This window comes from Microcoleus sp. Pol7_B2 (assembly GCF_036701035.1).
Classification (GTDB): Bacteria; Cyanobacteriota; Cyanobacteriia; order Cyanobacteriales; family Microcoleaceae; genus Microcoleus.
Map to the genome: position 1 here is coordinate 1 of NZ_JAUBQB010000082.1, position 14,784 is coordinate 14,784.

11 protein-coding genes, 1 tRNA gene and 1 pseudogene are annotated in these 14,784 nt (G+C 47.8%); 4 read left to right on the forward strand and 9 right to left on the reverse strand.

Annotation, left to right across the window (positions count from 1 at the left end):
* Positions 1-165: 165 nt before the first annotated feature.
* The 6 genes and pseudogenes from xylB to QUA57_RS23575 all read right to left on the reverse strand — a co-directional run bounded on the left by xylB (position 166) and on the right by QUA57_RS23575 (position 9,479).
* Positions 166-1,608 carry a xylulokinase gene (gene xylB / locus QUA57_RS23555; protein ID WP_333063965.1) on the reverse strand — a complete coding sequence of 481 codons (1,443 nt, stop codon included), beginning with the start codon at positions 1,606-1,608 and terminating at the stop codon, positions 166-168.
* 20 nt (positions 1,609-1,628) lie between these two features.
* Positions 1,629-6,761 carry a PAS domain S-box protein gene (locus QUA57_RS23560; protein ID WP_333063964.1) on the reverse strand — a complete coding sequence of 1,711 codons (5,133 nt, stop codon included), beginning with the start codon at positions 6,759-6,761 and terminating at the stop codon, positions 1,629-1,631.
* A 511-nt stretch (positions 6,762-7,272) separates the two neighbouring features.
* Positions 7,273-7,425 (reverse strand): annotated as a pseudogene (locus tag QUA57_RS28790) (mannitol dehydrogenase family protein); the annotation flags it as partial.
* A 262-nt stretch (positions 7,426-7,687) separates the two neighbouring features.
* Positions 7,688-8,737, reverse strand: coding sequence for a CAF17-like 4Fe-4S cluster assembly/insertion protein YgfZ (gene ygfZ, locus QUA57_RS23565; RefSeq protein WP_333063967.1), 1,050 nt, complete (start codon positions 8,735-8,737; stop codon positions 7,688-7,690).
* 94 nt (positions 8,738-8,831) lie between these two features.
* A complete protein-coding gene (locus QUA57_RS23570) occupies positions 8,832-9,215 on the reverse strand; it encodes a hypothetical protein (protein WP_333063963.1) in 384 nt (127 codons plus the stop codon).
* Positions 9,216-9,407: 192 nt separating this feature from the next.
* A tRNA-Val gene (locus tag QUA57_RS23575) sits at positions 9,408-9,479 on the reverse strand.
* Positions 9,480-9,551: 72 nt separating this feature from the next.
* On the opposite strand from QUA57_RS23575, the gene QUA57_RS23580 reads away from it, so the two are divergent.
* Positions 9,552-10,181 (forward strand): metal-binding protein, encoded by a 630-nt coding sequence (locus QUA57_RS23580; protein WP_333063962.1) that lies wholly within the window; start codon positions 9,552-9,554, stop codon positions 10,179-10,181.
* Between the two features lie 66 nt (positions 10,182-10,247).
* A complete protein-coding gene (mazG, locus tag QUA57_RS23585) occupies positions 10,248-11,075 on the forward strand; it encodes a nucleoside triphosphate pyrophosphohydrolase (RefSeq protein WP_333063961.1) in 828 nt (275 codons plus the stop codon).
* Between the two features lie 117 nt (positions 11,076-11,192).
* On the opposite strand, the gene QUA57_RS23590 is transcribed toward mazG, so the two are convergent.
* Positions 11,193-11,594: a helix-turn-helix domain-containing protein gene (locus tag QUA57_RS23590; protein ID WP_172192721.1), complete on the reverse strand. Its 402-nt coding sequence runs from the start codon at positions 11,592-11,594 to the stop codon at positions 11,193-11,195.
* Positions 11,595-11,774: 180 nt separating this feature from the next.
* Between QUA57_RS23590 and QUA57_RS23595 the strand changes: the two genes are divergently transcribed.
* Positions 11,775-11,960 carry a hypothetical protein gene (locus QUA57_RS23595; RefSeq protein WP_333063959.1) on the forward strand — a complete coding sequence of 62 codons (186 nt, stop codon included), beginning with the start codon at positions 11,775-11,777 and terminating at the stop codon, positions 11,958-11,960.
* Positions 11,961-12,285: 325 nt separating this feature from the next.
* Here the strand turns inward: QUA57_RS23595 and QUA57_RS23600 are convergent, their stop codons facing one another.
* Positions 12,286-12,771: an allophycocyanin subunit alpha-B gene (locus QUA57_RS23600; protein ID WP_333063958.1), complete on the reverse strand. Its 486-nt coding sequence runs from the start codon at positions 12,769-12,771 to the stop codon at positions 12,286-12,288.
* A 232-nt stretch (positions 12,772-13,003) separates the two neighbouring features.
* Complete coding sequence (locus QUA57_RS23605; RefSeq protein WP_333251373.1) at positions 13,004-13,138, reverse strand: hypothetical protein; 135 nt, start codon at positions 13,136-13,138, stop codon at positions 13,004-13,006.
* Positions 13,139-13,240: 102 nt separating this feature from the next.
* Between QUA57_RS23605 and rlmD the strand changes: the two genes are divergently transcribed.
* Complete coding sequence (gene rlmD, locus QUA57_RS23610; RefSeq protein WP_333063957.1) at positions 13,241-14,653, forward strand: 23S rRNA (uracil(1939)-C(5))-methyltransferase RlmD; 1,413 nt, start codon at positions 13,241-13,243, stop codon at positions 14,651-14,653.
* Positions 14,654-14,784 lie beyond the last annotated feature (131 nt).

Sequence of the window (14,784 nt, forward strand, 5' to 3'; positions counted from 1 at the left end):
TCTTGCACTTTATTCTCGATCACGCGCTCGAAACCTTTCGCGACGCAATATGCACTCGATTATTCAGCAAGCCCTATCTAGGCTTACAAAGTTTTGGCAACCCTTTCTACTTGATGAGAATTAAATTTTGATAAAGACTCAATTATTACTTTTATAAAATGCTGATCAGATATTTTTAAGTCGTGGATAAAGGGATTGATATCGCATCCAAGCCTCTTCTAGGGTTGGATCAACTGATTGCGGACTTGCAGCAAGCGTTGGTGCGGCTACCATTTTGATGGTGTCATTAGCATCTGCGTATACACCAATTCCGATACCCGCCAGTAGAGCAGCACCACGCGCGGAAGCAGCAGCAACTGTAGTTGTATAGAGGGGTATTCTCAATACATCAGTCAGTAATTGTTGCCAAGGCATTTCTGCCGTTCCACCGCCTGCTAAACGCACTTCTGTGGCTTTAAAACCTGTTGCCTCAAGTGCCTCAAAACCTTGTCGCAAGGCAAAAGCAACTCCCTCTAAAGCTGCCCGCATCAAGTGCCCCTGTGTGTGATGAAGTCCCAGCCCCACCCATGCGCCGCGTACATAAGGGTCAAGGTGTGGAGTTCGCTCACCCGTGAGGTATGGCAAAAATGTCAATCCTTCACATCCTGGGGAAACAGAAAACGCTTTAGTATAAACTTGCTGCCAGCTCAAGCCGAGGATACCTCGCACCCACTCAAGCGCTAACCCCGCATTTTGCATGGCTGCAAGGCTGTACCACTGGTTCGGTACGGCGGCTCGATAGAGATGTGTACGACCATGACGATCTATAATTGGTTGCGATCGAGGTGTAATAATTTGAGCGCCTGTGCCGATGGTTAGTTGAACTAATCCAGGCTCTAGTAGTCCGTTACCAAGTGCCGCCGCTGCGGTATCCGCAGCACCAGCGATAACAGGTAAGCCAACAGGTAAGCCGAGATGCTCAGAAGCAATAGTTGTTAGGTAGCCGGAGATCGCACTAGAGGGGATAATTTTTGGTAACCAATCACCACGTAGATTCAGCGCCCCAATTGCTTCCCCAGCCCAGTTGTCCGACACAACATCGTAAAGCAAAGTACCGCTAGCATCAGATGGTTCGGTTGCAACTTCTCCAGTCAGCCGTAACCGCAGCCAATCTTTTGGCTGGAGTGCCCAACGCGCTTCGGTGTAGACAGTAGCTTCGTGTTCTCGTAGCCACAACAAAGTTGGACCCGCCATTCCCGCCGTAATCGGGTTGCCCAAGCGCTCTAGAATAGCAGCATCAAGCGAATGATAAGTGTTAAGCGTGGCACTAGAGCGAGTATCTGCCCAGAGGATAGCAGGGCGCAGGGGCTGACCCGACTCCGAAGCTAGGACAACGCCGTGCATTTGTCCTGAAAGCGCGATCGCCTGTACCCGATCAGCGCGATCTCCCACTGCCTTCCTAACAGCCGAGGCAACAGCTAACCACCAATCCCCTGGTTCCGACTCAGCCCATCCAGGTTGGGGTGCATGAACAGGATAAGAGCTTGATGCTTCACCTATAGTGGTTCCGTCTGTCGCTAGGAGCAATGCCTTAGCAGAGCCTGTTCCTAAATCTATACCAAGCAGCATTAGGCTAATCCTCAAATCATTCAGTGTCTTAGCAAACGGGCGATCGCTTTTACCAATTCCTCATGTTCAAAAGGCTTCGAGATATGCACCTGAAATCCGGCAGCTAGGGCTTGCTGCTGATTGATTTCTCCAGCATAGGCAGTAAGTGCGATCGCAGGAACCGTGCCTCCCTGTTGGGGCGACCACTTTCTAATTTGTCGAATCAGGGCATAACCATCCATCTCTGGCATTCCAATGTCACATAAGAGCAGATCGGGGACAGATTGATTCAGGAGGGTCAACGCCTGTACCCCCGAAGCGGCTGTCGTAACTTGTGCGCCAGATTGCATCAGGGTGAATGCTGCCAACTCCCGCATATCGGCATCGTCGTCCACAACCAAGACCCGAACACCTGCTAAGTCGTCTGCCGCACTTTCTGCGTGCCTGTCATCAGAAGAGGGTTCCGGCTCTACGATGTTTAACGGTAGCCGGATGGTAAATGTAGCCCCTAAGTTCTGTCCTAAGCTGTCTGCTTGAACGGTTCCTCCATGCAGTTCGGTAAAATGACGGACGATCGCTAGTCCCAATCCCAATCCGCCGAATTGTCGGGTTGTTGTACCATCTTCTTGACGGAAGTAGTCAAACACATGGGGTAAAAAGTCTCGTCTGATGCCTTTTCCAGTATCTTTGACTTGAATCTGAGCATACATACCAACCTGTTCTAGTTGCACCTCGACTCGTCCTCCGGTTGGGGTGAACTTCACAGCATTGGAGAGCAGGTTCCAGACTACTTGTTGGAGGCGATTGGTATCGCCTGAAACCGTTCCTGAAATAGGATTAAATGTGGTCTGGATTTGAATGTGTTTGGCTTCGGCTGCCAGTCGTACCGTTTCCCGTGCAGCCTCAATCATTGCCGCTAGATTCACAGGAGCGACGTTAAACGTCATTTTTCCTTGCAGAATGCGCGAGACATCCAATAAGTCCTCAATTAATTGAGCTTGCAGCTTGGCATTGCGTTCGATCGTTTCCAGGGCTTGCTGGGTTTTTGTGGTATCTAGTCGCCCAGTTCGCAGCAATTTTGTCCAGCCCAGAATTGGATTGAGAGGCGATCGCAACTCGTGGGACAATACCGCTAAGAATTCGTCTTTAATCCGGTTAGCGGCTTCTGCTTTTGTGCGATCGCGTTGAGCTACCCGGTACAACTGAGCATTGTCGATCGCCAAAGAAGCACGACGAGCCAATTCCTCTGCCAGTTGCAAATCTGCTGAGGTATACCGTCGTCCAGATTCGGCTGAGATAAAGGAAATGACCCCTAGAATTCGTGCCTGAGTTCGTAATGGCACCGTCATTACCGATTGGAATCCAACCTGCCGCAGAATTTCTAAATGCTCTGAGTCACGCGCTGCGTGTACTAACAGTTCATCCGGAATCTCCGGCACAAAATCCGGTTGTCCAGTTCGCAATGTGTATGCAGCACCGCGAGGGTCATCCGGGTTCAGAGGATACTTGTCTCTAATCTGATATGCCCATGAAAGCTTGGCAGGGTCGATGTGAGCAACCGCAATCTGCTCGATCGCACCATCCTCTTCTATGATGTGAACCGTACACCAGTCGGCTAATTCCGGTACTGTAAGCTGCGCGACTCGCTCTAGAGTCGTTTGATAATCGAGTGAGGATGCAAGCACTGCACTCGCCTCAGAGAGAAAGCCTTGGGCACGTTCTAAATGCACCCGTTCCGTCACATCTACCACATAAACTAGAACGCCTTCTACCTGGCTAGTTGAGTTAACCGTTGGGAGATAGTAAACATTGTAGTAACCGGGACGGCGATCGCTGCGTGCGGGAACATTCACCGCAAAGTTCGGTGAGATGAAAGGATTCCCTGTTGTGTAAATCCGATCGAAGACTTCGACTAATTTGGGATCGAATTGACTAAAAAGTTCTCGAATTGAAGAGCCTAAGTGCTGCTCGCGGGTTAATCCATTAATTTCTGCTAATGCTTCGTTGATGGCAATAAATCGCTGCTTTTCATCTAACAGAGCAAGTCCAATGGGTGATGTTTCAAAGATGGTTTCCAGTTGGCGCTGTGCGGCTTCTGCTTCGGAGCGTGCAAGGCGCTCGCGTTCTAACAGTTGTTCCCGTTCTTGTTCTGCTTGCTTGCGCTCCGTCACATCCAGCACCAGCGATAATACCGAAATCATCCGTCCCGACTCGTCCCTGAGACTGGAGTTATACCACTCGCAATGCACAATGTTGCGATCTTCGGTGTAATTGCGATTGTATGAAAAAATATGGGGTTCTTCGCCATAGACCAGCCGTTGGCAGACTTGAGCAACTGCTTCCAGGTCTTCCTCAAAGACAAAAGGTATCTCTGTTAAATATCTGCCCAGCATTTCTTCGGCTTTCCAGCCCAAAATGCGCTCTGCACCAGCAGACCACCGAATGAGTCGAAAGTCTCGATCCCATTCAACCACTGCCATTGGAGAGTTTTCTACATGGAAGTTGAGCTTTTGTAGGGCTTGACGCAACGCCTCTTCTGCTTGCTTGCGTTGTGTGATATCGATGACGACGCCGATCGAGTGCTTGGGATTTCCCTGAACATCATAAGTAAAATTTCCTCTCGCTTCCACCCAGTGAACCGAGCCATCTGACCAACAGAGGCGATATTCATGGTGATACTCTTCCTTTTCAGCTATGGCTTGCTGAAATTTCGCCTCAGCTTGTGCTAGGTCATCGGGATGAACCCGACTTGCCCAAACCTTATAGCCCGGTTCGCACTCATTCGGTTTTAGCCCTAGTATCGTGAAGTGACCTTCTGACCAAAGCAAGGCATTGGTCTGTATGTCCCAGTCCCAGGTTCCCATGCGTCCAACCTTCAGAGCGAGTTGCAGGTGAGCTTCACTTTCTCGCAATTCCGCTTCTGCCCGCGATCGCTCCACGGCTAGCCAGGTTTTTTCGGCAATGCGCTCCATCAGCACCACATCTTCCTCGGTCCATTGGCGAACAGAGACATGGTGCAACACCAACAATGCAACAAATCGCCCTTCTTTCACCAATGGAACACATAGGAGAGATTGGGTTTGAATTGCGTCAAAGGTAGCAGCCGCCGATCCGGCAGTCCTAGGATCGCGAGCGACATCATCTACGACAATAGTTTTGCCTTGCTTTAATTCAGCAATAAGTTCAGGGCCAAACGAATCCATGTGATGTCTACCCACCACGCTGATGACACCATTGCAATAGTCGCGATCGACGATGACATATTCCTGAGTAGAATCAATTTCGCCGTAGGTACAGCGAGTGACATTGAGGTGCTCTCCTGCGGAGCTAACCACCCGCCACATAATTTCCTTCGAGTCTTGAATGACACGAATCGCGTCATTCAGTTCAATCAAAAACTGCTGCTGCCGTTCTTTTTCCTGTAGCTCTGCCAGCAGTGACTCAATCTGTCGCCGAGCCTGAACTTCGGCTGTCACGTCAATGTTATAAATCAACACACCCTGAATGGTTCCCTCAGCATCCCGCCAAGGCGCAAAGATGTAGTTGAAGAATCCCTCTTGCAACACACCATCACTGTTTCGATCCCAGTAAGCAGGCGACTCATTTCCAATGAACGGTTCTCCCGTCCGGTAAACGCGATCGAGCGCTTCAAAGTAAATTTGTCCCTCTAGCTCGGGGAAAACGTCCCGCATTGATTTCCCGATAATGTCTGAAGTGTGCCCAGCCACTTGCAGATAGCTTGGATTGGCAAATTCATACACGAGATCGGAACCTTTAACAATGCCAATCATGGCGGGGAACTGCATCAGGATGTCATACAACCGCTTGCGTTCGCTTTCTGCTTCGAGTCGGGCAGTTTGTTCTCGTTTTAAAAGGCGATCGCGCTCCGCTTCCATTTGTTTGCGCTCTGTGATATCAACCGAAACGCCAATCATGCGAACTCCCCGTCCGGTTTCATCCAGATAAACTTGTCCCTGACTATTGATCCAGCGCACAACGCCGTCCGGACAAATTACCCGATACTCCTGCATATAGGACTGTTCTCCAGCACTTGCCCGTTGGGTCGCTTGGATCACCCGTTGTCGATCATCTGGATGAATGAGCGCAAAAAAGTCTTCTCCTGTGCCTTCGTGAAGACCCCAAACCTCTAGAGCATGACCAGAACACACCACCTCATTGGTCTGCAAATCCATATCCCAGACAAATATCTGAGCTGCCGTCAGTGCCAATTGCAGGCGTTCTTCGCTCTCTCGTAATGCCTGTTCAACCTGTTTGTAATCCGTCACATCACGAGCAATACTCAGCACTGATACAACAGAATCATCACTGGCAAATTCGGGGACAATACGTGCCTGATACCATCGAATACTATTTAGAGTCGGAAACTTAAATTCAATCGTCTGTTCATGCCCTGTTGCAAAGACTTGCCGTAAACTATCATGCCATAAACGATTGAGGTCTTCTGGCATTCCTAGCTCAACATTGGTCTTGCCAACAAATTCCCCTGATGGAATACCTGTTACCAGTTCTACAGAAGGGCTGACATAAATATGGCGAAATTCTGCATCAAAACGGGTAATAATGTCTGGGGCATTTTCAGCCACCATCTTGAACTGTTGCTCTCGCTGCCGCAGTTCTGATTCCAAGCGTTTGCGCTCTGTCACATCCCGAAAATAAACTGCGACACCTTCGGCAGATGGGTAGGCATTTGCCTCTATCCAAGACTCGACAGATTCCCCAAATTCTTCCCAGGAAACAGGGACTTGTTCCGTCACTGCCCGATGTAGTTCTCGATAGGGAATTGCACCGACTAGCTCAGGAAAAACATCATTCCAAACGTGTTTTCCCAGTAGCTCTTGTGGCGTTTTGTGCAGGATTTTAGCCGCCGCCCGATTCACATAGGTGTAGCGCCAATCGCGATCGAAGGCGACAAAAGCATCCGTAATGCTTTCAAGAATCGTTGCCACCTTGCGCTCAGTTTCTGGGGCAGGGAACAAATGTTCGCATTCAAGAGTGCGGGCAAAGTTTTCAATGACTTCAGAGCGAGAAATTTCTCGCCTGTGAGCCTCTTTATCTAGCGATAGCCATGCTGTATTAGTCAGAGATACGCTCACTCGTTGTTTCGTCTCCGATTTCCAATTGCTAACAAACTTGCCTCTGGCGTCGCGCTTCATGAATATCCATCCGTAGGCATACACGGTCTTCTCTATTCAACCTGAGTTACTTCCTCTGGAGAATCCGCCTTAAGATAGATGCTTTGGCAAGAGAGAAGATCGGAAAGAATGACCTCAATAAATATTGCGCTGTACGGGCTGCTGAATTTTCCTTTGCACTCGTAGACATAAAGCTGGGCTAGACGGGAGAATCCCACGGGTTTAACGTAGTGCAGCCGTGGGAGTGTCAAATAAGTTTCCTCACGGAGGCGGATGGTGCCTAGGACAATCGGGCTAGCGTTGCTTTAGCACCGAACTCATGCAAACTACGCAACTGGTCAGCAACAGTCTCGACGAAACGTGGTGAGTGTACTAAATCTCCAAAAATTGCCGGTAGCTTGAGTAATAGTCTGGGATCTAATTCACTCAAACTGGCGCGTTGAGTGAGGATGTCTGCTAATGGGTCATCAAGGGGAATAGGTTGTCATTGTCGATCGTGACTATTGATGTATCTACCCCAAGCAGCAATCGTCTAACTTAAGTAATCCATCGCACCTTCAAGTTGTAATTTATCGCGGAGCGAACCCAAAACAAACTTAGGAATTTTATCCGATCCATTCAAGCTAAAGCGCGGAAGCCTATCGCGAATTTTCGGACGGGAAAACCGTTCAATTAAAGTTTTTTTATAATCGTCTAAAAATCTGCACTATTCCTACAGCAAAGATTATTTCTACTCGCAGGCAAATTGTAATTAAGCGGGATGTAAACTTTTTCACTGAAAAACTCTTTTTTTCTGTGACGAGTGTAATGCAGAATTATTGCTGTTGTTTGTTTGGGAATCTATATAAAGATAGGATTCGTGTCAATTTATTACGTTAAAATTCACCTAAATCAACCTCAACAAAAAAGTTTTGGGCGCTGCGGCGCCAACAGGAGATCGAGCGCAACTAGGAACTCAAGAAAGGTAGATTTACTACTTCCCCTGATACCGCTCCGACTTGCACTTTCAGTCCTTCGCCGCCCGCTTTTGTGCGGATGTAAGCAAGACCAAAAAAGCCGGATTCAGTTGCCGTAAAACTGGTGAGTTTGCCGACTTTTTCCTCTCCGATTGTGACTGTTGTTCCGGGCTCAACCGCACCGCTCAACTGCACGCCCCAAAGCTGCTGTTTTACTCCTTTGTAGGTATTCAACCGGGCAATTGTTTCTTGACCGATGTAGCAGCCTTTGTCATAGGTAATAGTGTGTAAAAGGCGGGCTTCTAAGGGGTTGTAATCATCTGTGAGTTCAAAATCGGGTGCGGGGCGTCCTTGTTCGATTCGCAGTTGTTCCCAAACTCGATCGCCCATCGGTACGGCCCCAGCTTGGACTAATTCCTTCCACAAGCTTGCTGCATCGCTTGCTGGCGCAATTAACGTGTATCCGGGAGTTGCTAAACCGCTACCAACCGCCACTCGGACTTCCATACCTGCAAAATTTATCAATTTGTGAGTAGCGTAAGGTTGATTTTCAAGTTCGGTAACTCCGATTTTTTCTAGTAGTTGAGTGCTTTCGGGCCCGATGAAACTGAAAGCAATAGTTGTATCAGTTAAATCTGTTAACTCAACGCGATCCATTGGGAAAATATAGCGATCGAGCAATTCCAGCAGTTGGCGGCGGCGGTTGGCTGAGACTAACAGCAGTACGGCATCTTCTGTCGCGTAAGCGGTGGCGAGGTCGATCGTCCGGGCGGTGGATGTGACGAAAACGGTATCGCAACCTTGACCGGGTTTGAGTATATTGAAGTTATTGGTACTTTGATTGTGCAAGAACCGCAGTCGATCGCTATCTGCGATTTGAATGCGTCCCCAGTGAGTGCGATCGTACAAAGCCGCACCTTGTTTAGTTGCTGCGATCGCTTCTGCGTCGTTACCAAAACTCACTGGCACAATTTCTTTGGTTGTTAACTCTGCAAAAGTAGCACCAGCCGCTGCTTGAATGTCGTGCAATTCTTGAATCAGCATAAAATTTTGTTGACTGTTGACTGTTGAGTGTTGACTGATGACTGTTGACTGTTAACTGTTAACTACTGCTTTCCTGTCAACTGACAACTGACTATTTGCCCAAATTGGCGAATATTTCTTGTATTAATTGACTGGCTTTGGCATCAAGACGATTCCAATCTACATCGCCAGTGTCATCGTCAATCAAGCTAGTGTCAATTACGACTTCCTGGCTTTGCAGTTGAGAGTGGGCGGGCTGGTAGTTGACAAAGCAGACTCGATAGCAAAGTTCCCAAATATCGACGCATCTTTGCTCGCCTTGAAGCTCTAAAATTAGTTGATAGCCCGGAATTGGAATCTGCACTTCTTGATAAGTGCCCGTCCAGACAGACTCCTCTAATTGTTTGCGGATGTTGTCGAGCACTCGGATCATGGCTGGCTGCATGAGCAGTTCAGCTTGCTGCCACGCGATCTGGCTGGTTATTTTAGGCTTCATATACACGGTTCTAAAAAAGAAAATCAATAAATTAATTTTCTAGCATTGGGTGCCAACTTTTGAGACATCCGCCACAGAATGTTAAATTTAGTCGTCACCAAATTCAAAAGTCAGCCGTCAACAGCAAAAGTTAAAGCCGTTCTCGGCTTGACGGCTAAAAACGGCTGAAACTGTTGATATTGAGTTATCGGATGGGTAATGTAGGATTTGAACCTACGGCATCCTGCGTGTAAAGCAGGCGCTCTACCACTGAGCTAATCACCCAATTGCACTCACCGGGATTTATCATATCACAGTAACTCAGAAAGATCAAGTAAAAAAAATCCTAAACTTTAAATGCCCTCTGGCCGCACCCACGATCAAATAACCATGTGGAGTTTGCCCTTGGTGGCAGCCCTCACCTTTGGCCAGACTCAGAGCAGCAACCTGACTTTGCTCGTTTCCGGCAGCTTCTTATTCGGCGGGCTGATGTTTGGCCCCGACTTGGATATCTACTCTTGCCAGTATCAGCGCTGGGGATGGTTCAAACCGATTTGGCTCCCGTACCAAAAAAGCCTGCGCCACCGCTCTTTTTTGTCCCACGGCCCTCTGATCGGCACTGCTTTGCGAATCTTGTACCTCGCTATCTGGATTGCGGTTCTCGGAATGTTGGGATTGGCAATTGCCGAAAAAGTCGGGAATTTAGGCGGGAATTGGCAGGATGTGGTTTTGAGCTACGGGCGATCGATCTGGGAACACCGCATCGAAATTTTAGCCGTTTACATCGGTCTAGAATTGGGCGCTATGAGCCACTATCTGAGCGATTGGGGCGGCTCGGCTTACAAAAGATTCAAAAAAAAAGGATTGAGCGGGTTGCGCCCTCCTAAGAGAATTAAGAGGCCCAATATCAAAGCTCCCACTCGCACATCTAGCAAATCCATAGCAGAAGGAAGGAGGAAGAAGGAAGAAGGAAGAAGGAAGAAGTAATAATATCAATAGTTGGAGTAACAACGTTATAACCGTCTTGGCGGTTGATATAAAAGGTAAATTATTATGTCTAATTCTGAAAGTCGATCGCTCACAGCACTCAAAGAACTTATAGAAGTTGTGGCTAAATTGCGATCGCCAGACGGCGGATGTCCTTGGGATTTAGCCCAAACTCCCCAAACTCTAGTTCCTCACATCATAGAAGAAGCTTATGAAACCGCCGACGCGATTCGCAAAGGAGATAAAAATGCGATCGTCGAAGAATTGGGCGACTTACTGTTACAGGTAATTCTGCAAACTCAAATTGCCAGCGAATCCAATCAGTTTACCTTCGCCGAAATCGCTGTGGGCATCACAGAAAAACTAATTCGGCGACATCCCCACGTCTTCGGCGATGTCGAACTCAACAGCGTGGATGAAGTCAACGAAAACTGGGAAAAAATCAAAGCAGCAGAAAAAGGCACAACTTCGGAAAAGCCGCCAACTTTAGCCTCGAAAATGAGCCGTTATGCCAGCACTTTGCCGCCGATCACCGCCGGGATGAAAATCTCTCAAAAAGCTGCGGAAGTGAGTTTTGATTGGGACAGTGTAGACGGTGTTTGGGAGAAATTTCACGAAGAAATGGCAGAATTTGAATACGCTCTCAAACACGAGGATAAGGCAGCGCAGCAGTCGGAATTGGGAGATATTATGTTTGTGTTGATTCAATTAGCTCGCTGGTACGATTTAGATCCGTCGGCTGCTTTGCAAGGAACAAACGATCGCTTCGTGCAGCGGTTTGCGAAGGTAGAGGCTGCGTGCGATCGACCTTTGTCAGATTATGCCCCAGAAGAGTTAGAATCTCTGTGGCAGCAAGCTAAAGCTTTAATTGCTAAACAAAAGGGCGATCGGTAATCAATCACCGCAGATCAACACAGATAAAATGACATCAGCGTTCATCAGCTAATATCTGCGGTTCAAAACTCCCCATCTCAAGAATTTAGTTGCATCAGTTCAGATGTCAGCAATGAACTACTCGTAAAGCTTCGCGTCATTGTACGGCGGATGTTCGCAAGCGATATAAAGCGCATTTGTCGGTTCCAGGGCTTCCCCAGTCACCGGATCGATCGGCTTGAGTACAAAGCATAACAGAGAGAGCGATCGCCAATCCAAATTATCGAGCTTCCCACGTTCGTAACGGTTGACTGTTGCCGCACTGATACCCACATCTTTAGGTACGGGTTGATTTGTAGCTGTGAACAGCGCCTCTTCATATCCCTTGGTTTTAAACTCTGTTTCGCTGACAGACCAGCCTGTTGTCTGTCTTGCTGCTTTTAAAATCTTCCCCAAACGCATCCGCCCCGTTTCCGTGAAGCGAACGGGACGCAATTCCTGCTCTTTGTCTACCACAGCTTTGTTAGAGAGTCCTGACATTTTTCCCACTTACGTTAACTCTCAAACTAGCACAGCATCAATGATTGAGGGTTCACGAGCAACATCTGAGCTTAAGAAGTTTAAATTAACCTTTATTGCACAAGTGCAATGAGAGTCTGATATAGTAATATGTAATTGACTCTAAACAGAACTTGTCTCTCAAGCCCTGAGTATACAGCCATGACAGCACTGTTTCGCCGCCTCCAACCCTCAAAAAAGCTCCGCATCACCGTCAGGTCGATCGCCCAACTGCTCAAAATCAGCCAAAACCGGATTAAACGAGTCGAATCCTGGGCTTTCGTGGTTTTCGTCCACCATCGGGATAGAGGCTGCCTGTTTGTCAGCTACCGCAGGCTGGAAGAATAGCAAAATGCGATCGCCCATAATATCCAAACCTGCCCCACCCTTGGAGAACTCTCGCAGCTCAAAACATCCATTCTGTAGGACAGCCGGAAATTCAAAAAACAATCTCTCCCAAAAACACTTGACTTTTTAAGTCAAATGTGCAGTGAAAGACAATACGAACTCAACATCTGGGAAAGCTTAAACAGCATTGCTTCCTAGCAGAAATTAGGCAGATTTCCTTTCCCAAAACAGAAGCGAAACATTTGCGAGCAATTGCGAGATAAAATCACCCCAAAAATCACCCGCGAATGCTCCGCCACATTCATCAAAGCAATCACCAAAGCAATTAAGACATTGCCTGAGCGATATAATCAAAATAAGGAGCTGCTTCCTTAGCATCCTCCTGATTGAGCAAAGCCAAAGAAGCTTCCTTCAAACAGCGGATAGCTTCGACCATGCCAGGAACAGGAACGCCGAGAGAATTATACATTTCCCGAACGCCAATCAAACCGATGCTTTCGATCGGCTCCTTGTCACCCGCCAAGATACCGTAGGTAATCAGGCGCAAGTACCAGCCGTAGTCGCGCAGACACAAAGCCCGTTCGCGCTGGCCGTAAGCATTGCCCCCAGGAGAGATAAAGTCAGGGCGTTTTTTCCAGAGTTTTTTGCTAGCTTCTTCAACAATTTTTTTCTCACTGTCAGACAGCGCAGTAGCAATACGCACCCGCTGTTCTCCGGTTTTAAAAAAATCTTTGATGCTTTGAAGTTCGCCGGTACTGGGATAGCGAAGTTCGTCGTCGGCTTGGAGAATTAATTGGCTAACTACGCTCATTGTTATTCAAATTTGAGGATAACATTAATAAACATTCCCATCTGTTGGCGACGGGATTCTTGGTTCGCAGACTCGCCTTGCTCCTAACATTTATCAATCCTAGAAGTAGAGGGTAAATCTCCCCAAGCGTTATGCTTGATATTCAAGCCAGTTTCCTTGTGTTCCAGGGTACTGCGGGAAAAACTCAAAAACTGCGAGTGAGAGTTTGGATGTCGGCAGACACTTTGACTGTTTAACGAGTTTTTGCTACATCGCCCCAACAGCCGATCGCACCGACGGGATCGAGGCAACTCGCGACAAGCTCGACTCCCCGGTTGAAGCTTGGCTTTAGCAGCAAGACGTTCAGCAGCAGGAAGACCGCCTGCAATTGAGCTTGAGTGCGATGGCTTACGCCCCGCTTCGCTACGACTTATCTCAGGAAAGAGAGAGCGATATTGCATTACCATATTAAATCCTACCATGACTACTTGTGACCAAATCTAAATTCCCCACCCCAAACTCGACGAAATTGGCAAACCCGTGCCAGCAAGGTCAACTGATTGAGATAGAGATTACCGACTTGACAGACACCGGCGATGGAGTTGGTCGTTTTGGTGAGTTAGTAGTGTTTGTTCCCGATACCGTGACGGGCGATCGAGTCCTTGTCCGTCTCGTGCAAGTCAAATCCACCTATGCTACAGGCAAGCTGGACACACTTCTGGAAGCCTCCGAACACCGCATTCGAGCTAACTGCATTGTCGCCGACAAGTGCGGTGGCTGTCAGTGGCAGCACGTAGATTATCCATATCAGCTTGCAGCCAAGCAAAATCAAATCATTCAAGCCTTAGAAAGGATTGGCGGATTTAGCAATCTGCAAGTTGATGAAATTTTAACGGGAAAAATCGAGGGATTTCCTCAATTTTTGGGATACCGCAACAAAGCGACTTATCCTGTGGCAATATCTGCAACAAATCAAGTCCAAGCAGGTTACTATCAAAAAAGCACCCACAAATTAGTCAATCTCAATCAGTGTCCGGTGCAAGATCCGCGCCTCAATCCTCTGTTAAAAGAAGTCAAAGAAGACATCCACTGGCGGGATTGGCAAGTCTACGACGAAAAGAAACATACAGGAGAAGTGCGTCACTTGTCCTTGCGGATCGGACGGCGCACGGGCGAGATGCTGCTAACTTTAATAGTTCGCACTGGAGAGTTGCCGGGACTCGAAGAGCAAGCATCAGAGTGGCTGAATCGCTATCCTCAACTTGCAGGGGTTTGTTTGAATATAAATCCCGCTCAAACTAATGTGATTTTTGGTGCCGAAACTCGTTGCATTGCGGGTCGTTCTTATCTGCGAGAAAGTTTTGCTGGTTTGAAATTTCAGCTAAGAGCTGATACTTTTTTCCAGGTAAATACAGAGGCGGCTGAAGCTTTGTTAGAAGTGATCGTAGGGGAATTGAATTTGCAGGGAAACGAGGTTTTGGTTGACGCTTACTGCGGAATAGGGACTTTTACTTTACCCCTGGCAAAACAAGTAAAAATAGCCATAGGTTTAGAAGTGCAACCGGCGGCGATCGAACAAGCCCTATTAAATGCTGAGTTAAATGACGTGAGAAATGTCGATTTTCAGGCGGGAACAGTAGAGAGTTTGCTGCCTTCCTTGGGATTGACACCGGATATTTTGCTGCTAGACCCGCCGAGGAAAGGGTGCGATCGCGCGGTTTTAGAAGCTATCAAGGAAATCAAACCAAATCGCATTGTTTATGTTAGCTGCAAGCCTGCTACTTTGGCTCGCGACCTCAAGATTTTGTGCGAAAATGGGGATTATAAGTTAGCGCGAGTGCAACCGGCGGATTTCTTTCCTCAGACTTCTCATGTTGAGTGTGTGGCTTTTTTGGTGCGGTGAATCAAAAGGGCGATCGAGCTACTAGACTTATTGCATAAATCTTTGATTGATAGGGAAATCGCAGATGCAACGCAGATAATTTAAAGATTATTTGCGAATGTATGCACTTTAAGGCGAGTGAGTAAGTGAGT